General features: G+C 34.8%; 16 protein-coding genes. 13 read left to right on the forward strand and 3 right to left on the reverse strand.

The window, feature by feature from the left end:
* Positions 1–33 precede the first annotated feature (33 nt).
* The 11 genes from guaA (at position 34) to EKL99_RS07510 (ending at position 13,152) form a co-directional block, all read left to right on the forward strand.
* On the forward strand, positions 34–1,563 hold the full coding sequence (gene guaA, locus EKL99_RS07460; protein ID WP_126456084.1) for a glutamine-hydrolyzing GMP synthase: 1,530 nt from the start codon (positions 34–36) through the stop codon (positions 1,561–1,563).
* 121 nt (positions 1,564–1,684) lie between these two features.
* Entirely contained in the window at positions 1,685–3,646 is a 1,962-nt protein-coding gene (locus EKL99_RS07465; protein ID WP_370453907.1) for a LysM peptidoglycan-binding domain-containing protein, read from the forward strand.
* Positions 3,646–4,047, forward strand: a complete 402-nt coding sequence (locus EKL99_RS07470; protein WP_126456088.1) for an OsmC family protein — start codon at positions 3,646–3,648, stop codon at positions 4,045–4,047. Before EKL99_RS07465 ends, EKL99_RS07470 begins: the two co-directional genes overlap by 1 nt.
* Before the next feature lie 83 nt (positions 4,048–4,130).
* A complete protein-coding gene (locus tag EKL99_RS07475) occupies positions 4,131–4,364 on the forward strand; it encodes a DUF3820 family protein (protein WP_066082415.1) in 234 nt (77 codons plus the stop codon).
* A gap of 72 nt (positions 4,365–4,436) precedes the next feature.
* Complete coding sequence (locus tag EKL99_RS07480; protein ID WP_126556181.1) at positions 4,437–6,050, forward strand: CTP synthase; 1,614 nt, start codon at positions 4,437–4,439, stop codon at positions 6,048–6,050.
* Between the two features lie 54 nt (positions 6,051–6,104).
* Positions 6,105–8,009: a membrane protein insertase YidC gene (gene yidC, locus EKL99_RS07485; protein ID WP_126576675.1), complete on the forward strand. Its 1,905-nt coding sequence runs from the start codon at positions 6,105–6,107 to the stop codon at positions 8,007–8,009.
* An 84-nt stretch (positions 8,010–8,093) separates the two neighbouring features.
* The gene (locus EKL99_RS07490; protein ID WP_231507399.1) at positions 8,094–8,807 is read left to right on the forward strand and encodes a toxin-antitoxin system YwqK family antitoxin; all 714 of its coding nucleotides are present in this window, start codon (positions 8,094–8,096) and stop codon (positions 8,805–8,807) included.
* Positions 8,808–8,880: 73 nt separating this feature from the next.
* On the forward strand, positions 8,881–10,068 hold the full coding sequence (gene mnmA / locus EKL99_RS07495; protein ID WP_126456348.1) for a tRNA 2-thiouridine(34) synthase MnmA: 1,188 nt from the start codon (positions 8,881–8,883) through the stop codon (positions 10,066–10,068).
* Between the two features lie 103 nt (positions 10,069–10,171).
* Complete coding sequence (locus EKL99_RS07500) at positions 10,172–11,785, forward strand: S8 family serine peptidase (RefSeq protein WP_126576676.1); 1,614 nt, start codon at positions 10,172–10,174, stop codon at positions 11,783–11,785.
* A 14-nt stretch (positions 11,786–11,799) separates the two neighbouring features.
* Positions 11,800–12,744, forward strand: a complete 945-nt coding sequence (locus tag EKL99_RS07505) for a nitronate monooxygenase family protein (protein ID WP_126569205.1) — start codon at positions 11,800–11,802, stop codon at positions 12,742–12,744.
* A gap of 3 nt (positions 12,745–12,747) precedes the next feature.
* A complete protein-coding gene (locus EKL99_RS07510; protein ID WP_126556195.1) occupies positions 12,748–13,152 on the forward strand; it encodes a hypothetical protein in 405 nt (134 codons plus the stop codon).
* A gap of 31 nt (positions 13,153–13,183) precedes the next feature.
* Here the strand turns inward: EKL99_RS07510 and EKL99_RS07515 are convergent, their stop codons facing one another.
* Positions 13,184–13,624, reverse strand: coding sequence for a DUF4268 domain-containing protein (locus EKL99_RS07515; RefSeq protein WP_126456341.1), 441 nt, complete (start codon positions 13,622–13,624; stop codon positions 13,184–13,186).
* A gap of 93 nt (positions 13,625–13,717) precedes the next feature.
* Here EKL99_RS07515 and EKL99_RS07520 point away from each other — a divergent pair, with 93 nt between their 5' ends.
* Entirely contained in the window at positions 13,718–14,359 is a 642-nt protein-coding gene (locus tag EKL99_RS07520; RefSeq protein ID WP_126576677.1) for a CoA pyrophosphatase, read from the forward strand.
* Between the two features lie 138 nt (positions 14,360–14,497).
* Positions 14,498–15,307 (forward strand): 1-acyl-sn-glycerol-3-phosphate acyltransferase, encoded by an 810-nt coding sequence (locus EKL99_RS07525; RefSeq protein WP_126563286.1) that lies wholly within the window; start codon positions 14,498–14,500, stop codon positions 15,305–15,307.
* Between the two features lie 24 nt (positions 15,308–15,331).
* Here the strand turns inward: EKL99_RS07525 and EKL99_RS07530 are convergent, their stop codons facing one another.
* Positions 15,332–15,937, reverse strand: coding sequence for a hypothetical protein (locus tag EKL99_RS07530; RefSeq protein WP_126569203.1), 606 nt, complete (start codon positions 15,935–15,937; stop codon positions 15,332–15,334).
* A gap of 5 nt (positions 15,938–15,942) precedes the next feature.
* On the reverse strand, positions 15,943–16,437 hold the full coding sequence (locus EKL99_RS07535; RefSeq protein ID WP_126463278.1) for an RNA polymerase sigma factor: 495 nt from the start codon (positions 16,435–16,437) through the stop codon (positions 15,943–15,945).
* Between the last annotated feature and the right edge of the window lie 512 nt (positions 16,438–16,949).

Genomic DNA, 16,949 nt, shown 5'->3' on the forward strand with positions numbered 1-16,949 from the left:
TTTCAATTCAAAATATAAAAAGTATTTTTGCACATGCAACACAACGTACTTATTTTAGATTTCGGATCGCAATACACACAACTTATTGCTCGTAGAGTTCGCGAATTAAATATATTCTGCGAAATCTTCCCATACAATCATTTTCCGAGTGATTTATCTTCTTACAAAGCCGTAATCCTTGGTGGTAGCCCTTTTTCTGTTCGAGGAGAAGATGCGCCACATCCTGATTTATCTCAAATTAGAGGGAAATTACCTTTATTAGCCGTTTGTTACGGAGCCCAATATTTATCTCATTTTAGTGGAGGTGAAGTGGCAGCTTCAAATACAAGAGAATATGGTAGAGCTAATTTATCTTTTATAAAAGAGAATGAAGTGTTCTTCGAGGGTGTTTCTGAAAACAGCCAAGTTTGGATGAGCCATAGCGATAGTATCAAAGCATTGCCCACTAATGGAGTAAAACTTGCCAGTACCCACGATGTGGAATTTGCAGCTTACAAAATAGAGGGTGAAACCACGTACGCCATTCAGTACCATCCGGAAGTTTTTCACTCAACCGACGGATCTAAAATGTTGGAGAACTTTTTGGTGAAAATTGCGGAAGTGCCTCAAAATTTTACGCCAAATGCTTTTGTTGAAGAAATGGTGGCTGAATTAAAAGAAAAACTACAAGACGATAAAGTGGTTCTCGGACTTTCTGGAGGAGTAGATTCTACCGTGGCAGCAGTTTTATTACATCAAGCGATTGGTAAAAACCTGTATTGTATTTTTGTAAATAATGGTTTGCTTCGTAAAAATGAGTTCCAGAACGTACTGGATCAGTACAAAGGAATGGGTTTGAACGTAAAAGGAGTCGATGCCGGTGATCGTTTTTTATCTGAATTAGCAGGTGTCAGCGACCCGGAGACCAAACGTAAAATTATAGGACGTGTCTTTATCGAAGTTTTTGATGATGAATCGCACCTTATACAAGATGTAAAATGGTTGGCACAAGGTACTATTTACCCGGATGTTATTGAATCCGTTTCTGTAAAAGGACCATCGGCAACCATAAAATCACACCATAATGTTGGCGGTTTACCGGATTACATGAAACTAAAAATAGTAGAGCCATTGCGCATGCTTTTTAAAGATGAGGTACGCAGAGTAGGGGCTTCTTTAGGAATAGACCCTGAATTATTAGGCAGACATCCTTTTCCAGGACCAGGACTGTCCATCAGAATTTTAGGAGACATTACCCCGGAAAAAGTACAGATTTTACAGGACGTTGATGCTGTTTTTATTGACGGATTAAAATCTTGGGGACTGTACGATAAAGTATGGCAAGCCGGAGCCATTTTACTTCCCGTTAATAGCGTAGGAGTAATGGGAGATGAGCGTACCTATGAGAAAGTAATTGCATTACGTGCTGTAGAATCTACAGATGGTATGACAGCAGATTGGGTACATCTTCCCTATGATTTCCTGATGAAAGTCTCGAATGACATAATCAACAAAGTAAAAGGGGTTAATAGAGTGGTGTATGATATCAGTTCAAAACCGCCGGCAACTATTGAATGGGAATAATACTTTACTATTTAGTCCTTTCTAAGAACAGCTTTTTTTAATGTTCCCATATAAACGGTATCAAATTTTTTAGAATAAAATTTGGTACCGTTCTTGTATTACTAATTTGAATAATTTATAAATGAAAACGATGAAATATTTTTTTGTAATTTGTATGGTGCTGTTGTTGTTCAATCATGATAGTGTTTTTGCACAAGAAAAAAATACAACGCACAAAGTGGCGAAAGGGGAAACAATTAACGAAATTGCTCAAAAATACAAGGTCACTCCATTTGATATATATCAACTAAATCCGGATGCTCAAAGTGGATTGAAACCAAACAGTATTTTGCTGATTCCTAAAAAAGGGGGCAACCAAAAACCGTTGACTGCGACTATACCAGGTGCGAAGGCTATAATTCACGAAGTGACACCAAAAGAAACGCTCTATGGTATCGAAAAAAAATATGAGGTAACGGATGAAGCTTTAAAAGAAGCGAACCCTTTTCTTGAAAACGAGGGCCTCCAAATAGGGCAGACGCTTATTATTCCATCTAAAAATGGGTTAAAAAAAACAGTATCAAATCAGGATAAAGTAGTGTATCACGATGTGCTTCCAAAAGAGACTAAATACTCAATCGCAAAATACTATGGAATTACCATTGCAGAATTAGAGCAGAAAAATCCTGAAATAGTTTCCGGTTTACCCATTGGATATAAATTGCGTATCAAAGGGAATCCCGAAACTTTGGGGCCAAAAGCAGATAAAACGGAAGCAGCGTTTGCGTCCAAAGAAGAAATGGGAGAAAATAATGCACAACCAGCCAAAGTATTCTTTAGTTACCGTTCCTATGTTATAAAACCGAAAGAAACACTGTATAGTTTGTCCCGAATGTTTAATTTGAGTCAGGAGGAATTAATTGCTTTAAACCCCGCTTTATCTCAGGGCGTGACAGAAGGTATGATTTTGAAAGTTCCGTCAGCGACTCCTGTTTTGCAAGAAATTAAAAAAGAATATACCGTATTGTCAAATAATAGCGCGAACAGGAAAAAACTAGTGCTTCTTTTGCCCTTTAATATTGCAAAAATGGAGGTGGATACTGCAAATTCAATCATCACCCGCTTGAAAAACGACAAGTTTTTGAATATGACTTTAGATTTTTATGCAGGTGCATTAATGGCCATAGATTCTGCCAAACAATTGGGTCTTTCTCTTGATGTGAGTATCTATGATTCCCAGGAAACTAAGGATTATTCTAATATAGTAGCATTAATTAAGCGAAATAATTTGGAAGATTCAGATGCTATAATTGGACCCTTTTATCAAAGTAACGTCGAGATAACGGCTGAATTACTTCATAAACGCCAGGTTCCGGTAATCTCCCCTTTATCAAAAGATGTTGGCAACTCCCTTAGTAATTTATATCAAACCATTCCAACGACCACTGAGGTTAAAAATGCGATGTTCAATTATATGCGAGCCAGAGGAGGCGTTATTATAGCAGTAGTCGATAGGAAAAAAGAATCTGTAATTCAGTTTATAAAAGAAAATCATAAAGACGTTAAATTTGCAACTCTTAATCCAAATGGCAGTGTGTCTCCCGAAAATCTACAGCGTTTATTTGTAAAAGGCAAAATGAATTACGTGGTGATGGAAACCGAAAACACGAGTATGATCAAGGCAACTATGGCCACTATGTTGAGTGCTATGTCTGCGTATCAAGTGCAGTTAGTAATTCTGGAACCAAATGAAACATTAGACACGGACGAAATTAATTTTGTGAATTTGACAAAATTGAAATTAATGTATCCTTCAGTTGCTCGTGAAAATGAAACTCCTGAAGCATTAATTTTTGAGAAAGAGTTTAAAAACAGAAATAAAATTACTCCAAGTGCTTATGCAATTCGTGGTTTTGATGTTACTTTTGACACGATGATGCGTTTGTCACAAGATAAGAAATATCAGGAAACAGTAGACTTTACGGCAACGGAACAAATAGATAATAAGTTTGAATTCTATAAAAAAGAAGATGGTGGGTATACCAATAAAGGAATTTATATTTTATATTATGATACCGATTTAACCATAAAAGAAGCAAAATAATGACATCAATAGTAACGTATTTAGGGGATTTAAGAACCTCTTCTATTCATTTGCAATCCGGGACTGAAATTTTTTCGGATGCTCCTTTAGATAATAATGGGAAAGGAGAAGCTTTTTCTCCAACGGATGCGGTTGCCAATGCTCTGGCAACTTGTATGATGACCATTATGGGAATAAAAGCACGAGATCTCGAAGTGGATTTAAAAGGATCTACCGCTGAGGTGGTCAAAATAATGAAAATGGAACCCAGACGTATTGATGTAATAGCGATTAATTTTGAGATGTACGGAACTGCTGATGTAAAGAATAAAAGAATACTGGAAAGAGCAGCAATGACCTGTCCTGTATTCCTGAGTCTGCATCCCGAAATCGAGAAACGAATTATTTTTAACTGGAATTAAATAGTCTTAGGAAGCAAGAGACAGGAAACAAAAATGATTATTTCTTCTTGTTTTCCTGTCTCTTGCTTCTTTTTTATTATAAAATGGATCAAAACCAAAAACAACTCATCAAGCTAGCCCATACTAAAATGCCTTTTGGTAAATACGAAGGCTGGTTTCTTATCGATATCCCGGAATACTATATTGTTTGGTATAGCAATAAAGGGTTTCCTAAAGGGGAACTAGGGGAACAACTGAAATTAATTTATGAATTGAAACTCAATGGTCTGGAAGAGTTAATTCGAAATATAAAAAAACGGTACCCAAAACCGATTTAATTTTCAATTTGACAATTTATAATTGTACTTTTGCCACGTTTTTTACACAACTACAATACAAATAACAACAGAATGAATCAAACGAAATATATTTTTGTTACTGGCGGTGTGACTTCTTCTTTAGGGAAAGGAATCATTGCAGCATCTTTGGCAAAATTGTTACAAGCTAGAGGATACCGTACAACCATCCAAAAGTTTGACCCATACATTAATGTAGATCCAGGGACATTAAATCCTTATGAACATGGAGAATGTTATGTGACTGATGATGGTGCCGAAACGGATTTGGATTTAGGGCATTACGAGCGTTTTTTGAATGTTCCTACTTCTCAGGCGAATAATGTGACTACAGGAAGAATTTATCTTTCGGTTATTGAAAAGGAAAGAAGAGGAGAGTTTTTAGGAAAAACAGTACAAGTAGTTCCTCATATCACCAATGAAATCAAGGAAAGAATGCAGTTGCTTGGAAATTCCGGCGATTATGATATTGTCATCACTGAAATTGGGGGTACAGTAGGAGACATTGAATCCTTACCTTACATAGAATCTGTTCGTCAATTAGTTTGGGAATTAGGAGAGCATAATGGGATTGTAATTCACCTTACTCTGGTTCCTTATTTAGCTGCCGCGGGAGAGTTGAAAACAAAACCAACCCAGCATTCCGTAAAAACCTTGATGGAAAGCGGAATAAAAGCAGATATTTTAGTGTGCAGAACGGAACACGAAATTTCTGAAGAATTACGCAATAAACTGGCTTTGTTTTGTAATGTAAAAAGAGAAGCTGTTATTCAGTCTATTGATGCTTCCACGATTTATGAAGTGCCGAATCTAATGCTGGAAGAAGGACTTGATGTTGTGGCGTTAAAAAAATTAGATTTACCTAAAAAAGCGGCTCCGGATTTAAAAAACTGGAATACTTTTTTACGCCGATTAAAAAATCCAAAGCATACCGTGAATATAGGTTTGATAGGAAAATATGTAGAAATGCAGGATTGCTACAAATCTATTTTGGAAGCATTTATCCATGCCGGTGCAGCTAATGAAACAAAAGTAAATGTGATTTCGATTCATTCAGAACACATTGATGCAAATAATATACAGGAAAAATTCTCAGGTTTAGACGGAATTCTGGTTGCTCCAGGTTTTGGAGAAAGAGGAATTGAAGGAAAAATTGCAGCAGTGCAATATGCCCGTGAGAATAAAGTGCCGTTTTTCGGAATTTGTTTGGGGATGCAAATGGCCATCATAGAATATTCAAGAAATATGTTGGGTTATAAAGATGCTAATTCAACTGAAATGAATGAACACACCGCTTATCCGGTAGTAAACCTCATGGAAGAGCAAAAAACTATCACGGATAAGGGCGGAACAATGCGTCTTGGTGCATGGAAATGCGACATCAAAAAAGATACATTAGCCTATAAAATTTACGGAAAAGAAACCATTTCAGAACGCCACCGTCACCGCTATGAGTACAACAGTAAATACGTTGCTCCATTAGAAAATGCCGGATTGATGGCTTCAGGCGTAAACCCTGATACGGGATTGGTAGAAATTATAGAAATAGAAGATCATCCGTTTTTTATTGGCGTGCAATACCATCCGGAATACAAGAGTACGGTTGCAAATCCGCATCCTATTTTTGTGAATTTTGTGGCAGCAGCCGTTCAGGCAAAGAAAAAATAACTGAAAACGATTGGGTTTCAGTAAACCTAAAATTTATAACTTTTTTTAATTATAATGGAACAAAAAAAATTTGACCTCAATTCGATCATAGGTTTTGTATTAATTTTTGGTATTTTGATTTTTATCATGTATCAAAATCAACCTGATGAGAAAGTAATTGCCGCTGAAAAAGCACAAAAAGAATTGGTGATTCAGGAAGCTAAAGCGAAAGAGTTAGAAGCTAAAACGGTTGCAAAAGCAACAATTGAGGTTGCTGCAACCGGAGATTCAACTCAACTGGCGCAGTTGCAAAAAACCTTAGGGAATTTTGCCTATTCTGCAACATTACCTTCAGCAAAAGCAGGCTTTACAACTATTGAAAACGAATTGGTTATGCTAAAAATAGCCAATAAAGGAGGCTATATTGTGGAGGCTACTTTGAAAAAATTTGAAAAATTCAAGAAAGGTTCAGGACAATTAGTGCAATTGATCAAAGACAATAATGCCAATTTAAATGTACAATTGCTGACTAGTGATAACCGTACGTTAAATTCAAAAGACTTGTATTTTGAGCCTACATTAACAAAAATAGGAGCAGATCAAATATTGTCCATGAAATTGAAAGCGGGAGCCAATGAATATTTGGAATACAAATACATTTTGAAACCAAACGAATATATGATTGGTTTTGACATTCGTTCCCAAGGATTGAATAAAGTCTTGAATACCGCCAAACCAGTAGATTTAGAGTGGGATTTAAAAACCTACCGAAACGAGAAAAGTGTTTCGTATGAAAACCGGTATACTGAAATCTATTTTGAACATGAAGACGGAAAAATAGATTACGCAGGATTGGGTCAGACGGAAGAATCTGACTTAGATAAAGCCACTTTTGTAGCTTTCAAACAGCATTTTTTCTCTACGATTCTTTTAACGCAAACCCCTTTCGAAACGGCTAAATTAAAATCAACAAATTTAGTGCTGGATGACAAAGTAGATACTACTTTTACAAAACAATTTAATGCTAACATCCCATTAGCATTTACTAATGGCGAATTAGATCACAAAATGAGTTGGTATTTTGGTCCAACAGATTATAAGACATTACACTCATACGATCAAAATCTGGAAAAAATTATTTCACTGGGTTGGGGAATTTTTGGGTGGATCAATAAGTTTATCTTTATTCCATTATTTGCCTTTTTAAGTTCTTATATTTCTTATGGAATTGCGATAATTATTTTTACAATTTTGATAAAAATAGCAATGTCGCCGATTACTTTTAAATCGTTCTTGTCACAGGCTAAGATGAAAGTATTGCGTCCTGAAATAACAGAATTGGGTGAAAAATTCAAAAAAGACCCCATGAAGAAACAACAGGAAACAATGAAGTTGTATAACAAAGCGGGAGTAAATCCTATGGCAGGTTGTATTCCAGCATTGATTCAGCTGCCATTTATGTATGCTTCGTTTCAGTTTTTCCCATCGGCATTTGAGTTAAGACAAAAAAGTTTCCTTTGGGCAGATGATTTATCGTCTTTTGATGAAGTAATCCGTTTGCCTTTCTATATTCCGTTTTACGGAAATCACATCAGTTTATTTCCTATTCTGGCTTCGATTGCTATTTTCTTTTACATGAAAATGACTTCTGGAGACCAGCAAATGGCTGCTCCGCAACAAGAAGGAATGCCGGATATGGCAAAAATGATGAAAATTATGATATACGTGTCGCCAATCATGATGTTGTTTTTCTTTAATAGTTATGGTGCGGGATTGAGTTTGTATAACTTTATTTCGAATTTGATTACCATTGGAATTATGATTGTCATCAAACGATACTTTATCGATAGTGATAAGATTCATACTCAAATTCAAGAGAATAAATTGAAAGAGCCCAAAAAGCAAGGTAAATTCCAGAAAAAACTGCAAGAAGTGATGGAACAAGCCGAAGCTCAAAAAGCACAACAAAAGAAAAAATAATGCATAAAAAAAGCTCTCAAATATTGAGAGCTTTTTTATTAGATTAATTTAAGTGACCTGAATTCGGTACTAAAAAAAGTAATTATGAAAACATATTACAAAAAAAGAATATTGGTTTTGATGTTTTTGAATGTGTTTTTTCTTTATGCACAAACTGATTTTAATGTATTAGATGCAAAAGGGAAAAAACACGGAGTGTGGAAAGGTGTATATGAAACCTCAAAACGACCTAGATATGAAGGAACTTTTGAGCACGGAAAAGAAATTGGTATTTTTAATTTTTTTGATGATACCAGAGCAAAATCGCTAATTGCAACTCGAGAATTTAATCCAAAAGACAATGCAGCGTTTACTATTTTTTACGACCAAAACAAGAATAAAGTAAGTGAAGGAAAAGTGATCAATAAAGTATTTGAGGGTCAATGGAACTATTACCATTTGGCCTCAAAAAATATAATGACAACGGAGCACTATAGTAAAGGAAAACTAGAAGGTTTGCGTACCGTATTTTATTTAAGTGGAAAAATTGCCGAAGAAATCAATTATATAAATAATTTAAAAAATGGCTTTTATAAAAAATATACTGAAAAAGGAATCGTGTTGGAAGAGTCTGTTTTCAAGAACGACCTTTATAACGGTTTAGCAATCTTTAGAGATTCCAACGGAAATACAGTCTCTAAAGGACGCTTTGTAAATGGAAAGAAAGCGGGTATATGGCAGTTTTTTGAAAAAGGAAAAGTAGTCAAAGAAATCAATATGAGCTTTACAGAAAATGCCACAAAATCAAAAAACAATTAACGGTATCGTTAGCCATTACTGTTGTAAATCTTTTTGTAACTTTGCACCCTTATAAAATTTTAATTTTTTGAAGATGAAGCGTGTAGTTGTAGGACTTTCCGGAGGAGTAGATTCAAGTGTTGCTGCTTATTTGTTGCAGCAACAAGGGTATGAAGTTATTGGTCTTTTTATGAAGAATTGGCATGACGATTCAGTCACTATTTCTAATGAATGCCCATGGCTGGAGGACAGTAATGATGCATTGTTAGTTGCCGAAAAACTTGGAATTCCATTTCAAACAGTAGATTTAAGTGTTGAATACCAAGAAAAAATCGTAGACTACATGTTCAATGAATATGAAAAAGGACGTACTCCAAATCCCGATGTGCTTTGTAATCGGGAAATAAAATTTGAAGTTTTCATGAAAATTGCTTTGAGTCTTGGTGCTGATTATGTTGCAACGGGGCATTATTGTCAAAAAAGTGAAATCAAAGTGAATGGCGAAACCGTGTATCAACTTAAAGCCGGTGCTGATACCAATAAAGATCAATCCTATTTCTTGTGTCAATTATCCCAAGAACAATTGGCAAAATCCTTATTTCCCATTGGCGAATTAACTAAGCCGGAAGTACGTGAAATTGCTGCCCAAATGGAATTGATAACTGCCGAAAAGAAAGACTCACAAGGCTTGTGTTTTATTGGAAAAGTGCGTTTACCTGAATTTTTACAACAAAAATTGCAACCCAAAGACGGAATTATTATCCAAATAGATAAAAATGATCCGGTTTACAGTGCTGAAAATCATGTAGGCCTAAGTGTAGAAGCGGATTTAAAATCAGCAGCAAGAAAAATTCCGTACACGCCACAAATGGGGAAAATAGTGGGGAAACATCAAGGGGCTCATTATTTTACTATTGGACAACGAAAAGGATTAAATGTAGGAGGCACAACGGATCCCTTGTTTATTATAGCCACGAATGTAGAAACCAATACGATATATACCGGATTATCAAGTCAACATCCCGGATTATTCAAGAAAGCATTGCGTATTGAAAAAGAAGAAGTACATTGGATTCGTAAAGATTTGGCTTTGGCCAATGGAGGAACGATGGAGGTGATGGCAAGAATACGCTACAGGCAACCGTTGCAAAGGGCTACTTTGCATCAGTTTGAAAATGAAATGTACGTGGACTTTAACGAACCGCAGTCGGCAATAACCGAAGGACAATTTGCCGCGTGGTATTTAGGGGATGAATTAGTTGGTTCAGGAGTTATTTCTTAGTTTAGTACTTTATTTTAGTATGATTTCAAGAAAAACCGTAGTTTCAATTGCCATTTAATTTCATTGGAAGCTATATCTTTATATCTTAACAATATAGTTACCTATGAGAAAATTCTATTTATTCTTTTTTCTATTCATTACTACTGTGGGTTTTTCACAACAGGATGCTTGGGTGTATTTTAATGCGAAGCCCAATTCTCAATTCTATGTTGATTCACCACTGAAAATGCTTTCTCAAAGAGCATTGGACAGAAGATCCAATCAAAATATTGCCTTAGATTTTAAAGATATTCCGGTAGAAGCTTCCTATGTTAATCAAGTAAAATCTACATCGGGAATTACTGTTATGGCAAAATCTAAATGGATGAATGCCATTCATGTTAGAGGAGAACAGGTAGCGATACAGTCATTAGCCCTATTTTCTTTTGTAGATAAAGTTGATTTTGCAGACAAATCGTTAAATCAAAAAGGTAAAACCGCAAAATCAATTAAGGTAAAAAAAGAGAACAAGACTAGTAAAACCAAAATTGATTACGCTTACGGATCTTCTTCAACTCAAATACGGATGCTCAATGGGCACCTGTTGCACCAGCAGAATTATACTGGATCAGGAAAAATAATTGCCGTTATGGATGCCGGATTTCCGGGTGTAAATACCATACTTCCTTTTGAAAGATTAAGAAATAACAGTCAGATTTTAGGAGGTTATAATTTTGTATTACGAAATCCAAATTTTTATACCGGTTCTTCACATGGAACTTCTGTGCTTTCTACAATGGGCGGTTATAAAGAAAATGCTCTTGTAGGAACGGCACCGGATGCCTCTTATTATTTATTTATTACGGAAGACGATACTTCTGAAAATCCTGTGGAAGAATCACTTTGGGTTGAAGCAACAGAAAAAGCAGATAGTTTAGGGGTCGATATTATTAATACCTCTTTGGGTTATTTTGATTTTGAGAATCAGGCCTACAATCATACGTATGCCGAAATGAATGGCACAACTGCATTTATGTCTCGAGGAGCTGAAATTGCATTTAGCCGAGGAATGGTTTTAGTGACATCGGCCGGTAATTCAGGAAGTTCCTCAAATCCTCATATTGCTGTTCCGGCAGATGCTGTTTCAGTAATTGCAGTTGGTGCAGTAAATTCCTCTGAAGTAAAAACTTCTTTCAGTTCAATTGGTCCTTCTTTTGACGGAAGAATAAAACCGGATGTAATGGCACAAGGACAAGCAGCAGTAATTTCAGATGCAGCTGGAATTATTGTAACGGCAAGCGGAACTTCTTTTTCCAGTCCAATTATGGCAGGAATGGTAGCGTGTTTGTGGCAGGCATTTCCTAAAAAAACCAACAGGGAAATTAGAGAATTAGTACTCAAATCATCCGATAAATTTTCAGTACCAAATAATCAGTACGGATATGGAATCCCCGATTTTAATTTGGCGCTAAGCAATCAATTGTCCATAGCTTCTTTTTCGAAAGATGATTTTATTATTTATCCCAATCCGACAAGCGATTTTGTTTCGGTTTCTTTACCTTCAAAATTTGAAATGGGTACTTTATTTATTTATACTCTTTTAGGCCAAAAAATTTTAGAACAAAAAGTAACTCCTCAATCCGCAACTATTTCCTTGAAAAAATTGGAGAAAGGAATGTACTTTTATAAAATGGAATCCGTTGGTTTTTCTAAAACGGGAAAAATAATGAAACAATAATACAGTAGGAGCACATGAACAAAATTACAGCCCTTTTCAAAATAAAATACCCAATTATTCAAGGCGGAATGATTTGGAACAGCGGATATAAATTAGCAAGTGCCGTCAGTAATGCCGGAGGTTTAGGATTAATTGGAGCAGGCTCCATGTATCCTGAAGTTTTGAGAGAACACATTCAGAAATGTAAAAAAGCGACTTCAAAACCTTTTGGAGTAAATGTTCCTATGTTGTATCCAAACATTGAAGAAATCATGAAAATTATTGTTGAAGAAGACGTGAAAATTGTTTTTACATCAGCAGGAAACCCTAAAACGTGGACTTCATATTTAAAAGAAAATGGCATAACGGTAGTGCATGTAGTCAGCAGTTCTGTATTTGCGTTAAAAGCACAAGATGCGGGTGTCGATGCCGTTGTTGCCGAAGGTTTTGAAGCTGGAGGACATAATGGGAGAGAAGAAACTACGACCCTTGCGTTGATCCCTATGGTTAAAGAAAAAATAAAGATTCCTTTGATTGCTGCCGGCGGAATTGCCACAGGCCATGCAATGTTAGCCGTAATGGTTCTTGGTGCAGATGGCGTTCAGGTTGGAAGCAGATTTGCAGCGTCTATCGAATCATCTGCTCATGATAATTTTAAGGAAATCATCGTAAAGGTGAAGGAAGGCGATACACAATTGACTTTAAAAGAACTGGCTCCGGTACGATTGATTAAAAATAAATTCTATCAAGACGTACAGCATTTGTATGAAAGTGGTCCTACAAAAGAGGAAATTGTTTCCTTATTAGGAAGAGCTAGAGCAAAACGCGGGATGTTTGAGGGTGATGTAATTGAAGGAGAATTAGAAATTGGTCAAATAGCAGGTATTATTCACGCGATACGACCAGCGGGAGAAATTGTCCAGGAAATGATATCTGATTTTGAATTGGCAAAAAGGGAAGTGTTGAATTTCAATTTTTAAACAATGACAAAGACAAAAATATACAAGATATTGTTTTTTTTGGTCATAGGGTTGCATACTTCTTATGGACAAAGCTATACGTTTAAAACATCAGGATTTAGTGTTTTAGAAAAAAAAGAAAAAGGGGATAAGTGGTCAGATTTACAGCTGGTCAATCTCCGTGTTACTTTGGATACGGATAAAAACAGGATTGTAGTTTATTCTCAAATCATTCAATTATTTGAAATAATCGAGTATCAACCCATCGAAGAAAATGAGACTGATATTGTGTATTCATTTACCTGTAAAGACAATGAGGGGGTCGATTGTACCGTCTCAATCATAACCAGAAAAAAACAAAATAACAGGAAACAGCTCTATATCAATTATGACAATCGGATAATAGTTTATAATATTTTCAATATGTAAATAGTGAATTATCGTATTAGATTTTGTTCCTTTAAAGCTTTTCGATGTCTTTGATGAAACCATCATATTCTAAATAAAATAATTCTACAGCATTCATCTTTTCGTTGTAAAAATCAAAGATTTCATTCCAATAGTTTTTATTGCTAACTCCCACACCCAGTTTTTCAACCCAAATGCGGCTAATTGTTTTTCCGCTTTCCAGGGTGTAGTCTTTTTCAAAAATCAAATCTTTGATAAATTCTTCTTCAAGAATGTTTTTTAACGCTTCGAATTTTTCAAAATAAGCCATTCTTTTTTCGTCACTTCGATGTTCAATATCTATTAAAACTTGCGCTTTTTTATTATCTACGTAAAATTTAAAGGAGAAATCTTTAATCTTAGTATCATATAAGACCCATTTTCTGGGATATTTTTCTGCAAATGCAATCCAGAATTCTCGCTTTAATCTTTGGGTCTCTTCTTTACTGTACATTTTAGGGGCTTTTTGATCCTGGAAAATTTGCTCAAGCACATTTTCTAAACTATATTTATATTAAATTTCAGTGTACAAAAATAGACTTTGATTATGGATTTTCAAGAATTTTTACGGTTTGTTCCTAAATTAATTAATGCTGGGCTTCCTGCATTTGACGCACATATCAAAATGGCGCCACTAGAGCGATTGGAAAGCTTGAAAAAGAGTACTATAGAGACTGAAAATCCAAGAATAGCAGCAGTGATGATGCTTTTTTATCCTAAAAAGGACAGTGCTCATTTCGTTTTAATTGTGAGAAACTCGTATAAAGGAGTTCATTCAGCACAAATTGCATTTCCAGGAGGCAAGTATGAATTACAGGATGGGAATTATGCAATTACAGCCTTACGTGAAACACATGAAGAAGTAGGGATCCATCCAGATAAAATTGAAATTATTAAACCATTTACTCAAATTTATATTCCTCCAAGTAATTTTATGGTGTATCCTTTTTTGGGAATTAGTAAAGAAGAACTTGTATTTGTACTGGAACCTGCTGAAGTAGCCAGTATTATCGAAATACCGTTGTCAACTTTTTTAAGCGATGCAATTGTAATTGAAGCAAAATTGTCAACTTCTTATGCGAATGATATAAATGTACCGGCTTTCAAAATTGAAGAACACATTATTTGGGGAGCTACAGCGATGATGTTGAGCGAATTGAAAGATGTGTTAAAGGAAGTTTTACGCTAAAATAGTTTTGTTTAGGAATTGAAAAGAGCAATTAATTGGCTGTCATGTTCAATTTTTTTCTGTGTACTTCAGTACTCAACTTCAAATATAATTTTCGTAAGTTTGTATTTAGAATTTTAAAAAAAAACACACAATTTTATGGGATTATTTAAGAGAAATCCTTTTGGTCATGTATTATTTATAAAAAAATGGTTAATTCGGATTTTTGGTGTCGTGACTCACAGACGCTATAGAGGATTCAATGAATTGCAAATTGAAGGGTCAGAAATTATCAGAAATTTACCGGACACTAACGTGCTGTTTATTTCCAATCATCAAACTTATTTTGCAGATGTAGTAGCTATGTTTCATGTTTTTAACGCAAGTTTGAGCGGACGAGAAGATACTATTAAGAATGTCTGCTATCTGTGGCAACCCAAAATGAATATTTATTATGTTGCTGCCAAAGAAACCATGCAGGCGGGATTGTTACCAAGAATTATGGCGTATGCCGGAGCAATTTCTGTAGAGCGGACTTGGCGTGCTAAAGGAGTTGATGTCCAGGAGAAAAAAGAAATTAACCCGGATGATACTGAAAACATAAAAACAGCCTTAAATGACGGATGGGTAATTACTTTTCCGCAAGGAACAACAAAATCTTTTAAACCAGTTCGTAAAGGAACGGCCCATATTATCAAACAACACAGGCCTATTGTGGTGCCTATTGTTATAGATGGTTTTCGTCGTTCATTTGATAAAAAAGGGTTTCGGATGAAAAAGAAAGGAATTCTGCAATCGTTCATTATTAAAGAGCCCTTAGATATTGATTATGACAATGATACAGTTGATGAGATAGTCGAAAAAGTAGAATTTGCTATTGAGCAGCATCCTTCGTTCCTTAAAGTTATTCCTGCTGAAGATATTAAAGAGCAAGAAGAGTTGAATAAATTTAGAAAATGGGAATATTAAAAAAAGAGGCAAAAGCCTCTTTTTTTATAAATCAATTTTCTTTAATTCTGCATAATTTCTATTCAATTTTTTTAGTAAAATTCCATAAATTAATTGATAAAACAGCCATACCATACCTACTAAAATAAGGATAAACAATAGCATAAGAATACAAGTAAAAAATATTCTTACTCCATCGTCATTGGTCGTTGCAGACTTAATTTGAATTTCATAGGATAGTAAAAGTACAGCAACAAAAAACACAAGTAACAAATTATATCCTATGTAGTATCGGACTGTTTTCCGGGTATTTAAAATGCATTCCATCAGTTTTTTAGTATTCGAAGTGACTGATATAGAGCGATAATTCTTATAGAATAAATACATAAAAAATATTGCTACACCATAACTTAAATAATCTAAAACAGTAATAAAAATATCAATTGTTTCAGATTCACTCATCTTTTTATCAGGAAGTAAAAAACTCAAAGTGTTTAATACTACAAATTCAATAATGCTAATAATAAATATCCATTTCACAATCGAAGACGATTTTCTATGAATCATTTTGTAAATCTCGGTTTCGGATACTTGCGCAAAAGAATTATCATTCTTCTGCCAGTCTTTTTTTAATAAATCCAGCTCTTTCATATTCCTTACGGATTTAATATTTTTTTTAATTTCCCTTTTATTCTATTCATTTTTACCCGGGCATTCACCTCGCTAATTCCTAATGTTTCTGATATTTCCTGATAATCCTTATCTTCCAGATACATAAATATCAATGCTTTTTCAATATCATTCAGCTGGTAAACCGCTTTGTACATTAATTTTAATTGCTCCTCTTCTTCATAATCATATTCCACGTCATTCAGGAAGTGTTGTCGTCCTTCAAATTCTATGGTGTTTATGGATCGTTTTGTTTTTCGGTATAAAGTAATTGCTGTATTTAAAGCAACTCGATACGCCCAAGTAGAAAATTTGCTGTCACCTCTGAATTTTGGAAAAGCCTTCCATAACTGAATCGTAATTTCCTGAAACAAATCCTTGTGTGCATCATCGCCATTAGTATACAACCTACAAATCTTGTGGATTATATTCTGATTTTCTTGCAACTGCATTACAAAAGAATGTTCTAAATTATCACTCATATATACGTTAGTAAGTCAATAGTGGTTTTTGTTACAAAGTAGTGCTTTTTTTTTGAAGCACAACAGTGTTCCTTTTTTGATACTATTCGTTTTGCAGTGCTTTTGCGTCATTTATCTTCTAAAAGTATGGAGAGAATATATTGATAGGTACTCCTTATATATAAGGTATCGTGCAAATAGTTCTTTTTGATGATGTTTACCGAAATGATTTAGCATGATTTCTGTTTGAAAAGAAAGAGTTAAACCGGATTTTTTGTTCGAATGCTAGTTAGGGATGCTATCTTGAATACGCAAAGTGAATTGCTGAGTGCAATAAAGCATGAATTTTTAAAGATTTAATAAACAGGAAAGGCAATTTTACACTAGTTAAGGCTGCAGAACCCCTAAAATTTGTAGATAAAGTCATCCTTTCTTTTGAATCTAGATGTGGAGAAGAAAAAACTTTGATCTTCAAAAAACGAGATATCAGCTAGTTAAAGAAAAAGTTAAGAAAAGTTTAAAAAAAAGGGATT

Origin of the sequence: Flavobacterium sp. ZB4P23, assembly GCF_003970375.1 — a bacterium.
Taxonomy (GTDB): Bacteria; Bacteroidota; Bacteroidia; order Flavobacteriales; family Flavobacteriaceae; genus Flavobacterium.

Coding starts and splice junctions, on each gene's coding strand:
- EKL99_RS07535 (WP_126463278.1), bottom strand. CDS start 16,437: ATGAGTGATAATTTAGAACATTCTTTTGTAATGCAGTTGCAAGAAAAT.
- guaA (WP_126456084.1), top strand. CDS start 34: ATGCAACACAACGTACTTATTTTAGATTTCGGATCGCAATACACACAA.
- yidC (WP_126576675.1), top strand. CDS start 6,105: ATGGAACAAAAAAAATTTGACCTCAATTCGATCATAGGTTTTGTATTA.
- EKL99_RS07470 (WP_126456088.1), top strand. CDS start 3,646: ATGACATCAATAGTAACGTATTTAGGGGATTTAAGAACCTCTTCTATT.
- EKL99_RS07520 (WP_126576677.1), top strand. CDS start 13,718: ATGGATTTTCAAGAATTTTTACGGTTTGTTCCTAAATTAATTAATGCT.
- EKL99_RS07530 (WP_126569203.1), bottom strand. CDS start 15,937: ATGAAAGAGCTGGATTTATTAAAAAAAGACTGGCAGAAGAATGATAAT.
- EKL99_RS07525 (WP_126563286.1), top strand. CDS start 14,498: ATGGGATTATTTAAGAGAAATCCTTTTGGTCATGTATTATTTATAAAA.
- EKL99_RS07465 (WP_370453907.1), top strand. CDS start 1,685: ATGAAAACGATGAAATATTTTTTTGTAATTTGTATGGTGCTGTTGTTG.
- EKL99_RS07510 (WP_126556195.1), top strand. CDS start 12,748: ATGACAAAGACAAAAATATACAAGATATTGTTTTTTTTGGTCATAGGG.
- EKL99_RS07505 (WP_126569205.1), top strand. CDS start 11,800: ATGAACAAAATTACAGCCCTTTTCAAAATAAAATACCCAATTATTCAA.
- EKL99_RS07500 (WP_126576676.1), top strand. CDS start 10,172: ATGAGAAAATTCTATTTATTCTTTTTTCTATTCATTACTACTGTGGGT.
- EKL99_RS07515 (WP_126456341.1), bottom strand. CDS start 13,624: ATGTACAGTAAAGAAGAGACCCAAAGATTAAAGCGAGAATTCTGGATT.
- EKL99_RS07475 (WP_066082415.1), top strand. CDS start 4,131: ATGGATCAAAACCAAAAACAACTCATCAAGCTAGCCCATACTAAAATG.
- EKL99_RS07490 (WP_231507399.1), top strand. CDS start 8,094: ATGAAAACATATTACAAAAAAAGAATATTGGTTTTGATGTTTTTGAAT.
- mnmA (WP_126456348.1), top strand. CDS start 8,881: ATGAAGCGTGTAGTTGTAGGACTTTCCGGAGGAGTAGATTCAAGTGTT.
- EKL99_RS07480 (WP_126556181.1), top strand. CDS start 4,437: ATGAATCAAACGAAATATATTTTTGTTACTGGCGGTGTGACTTCTTCT.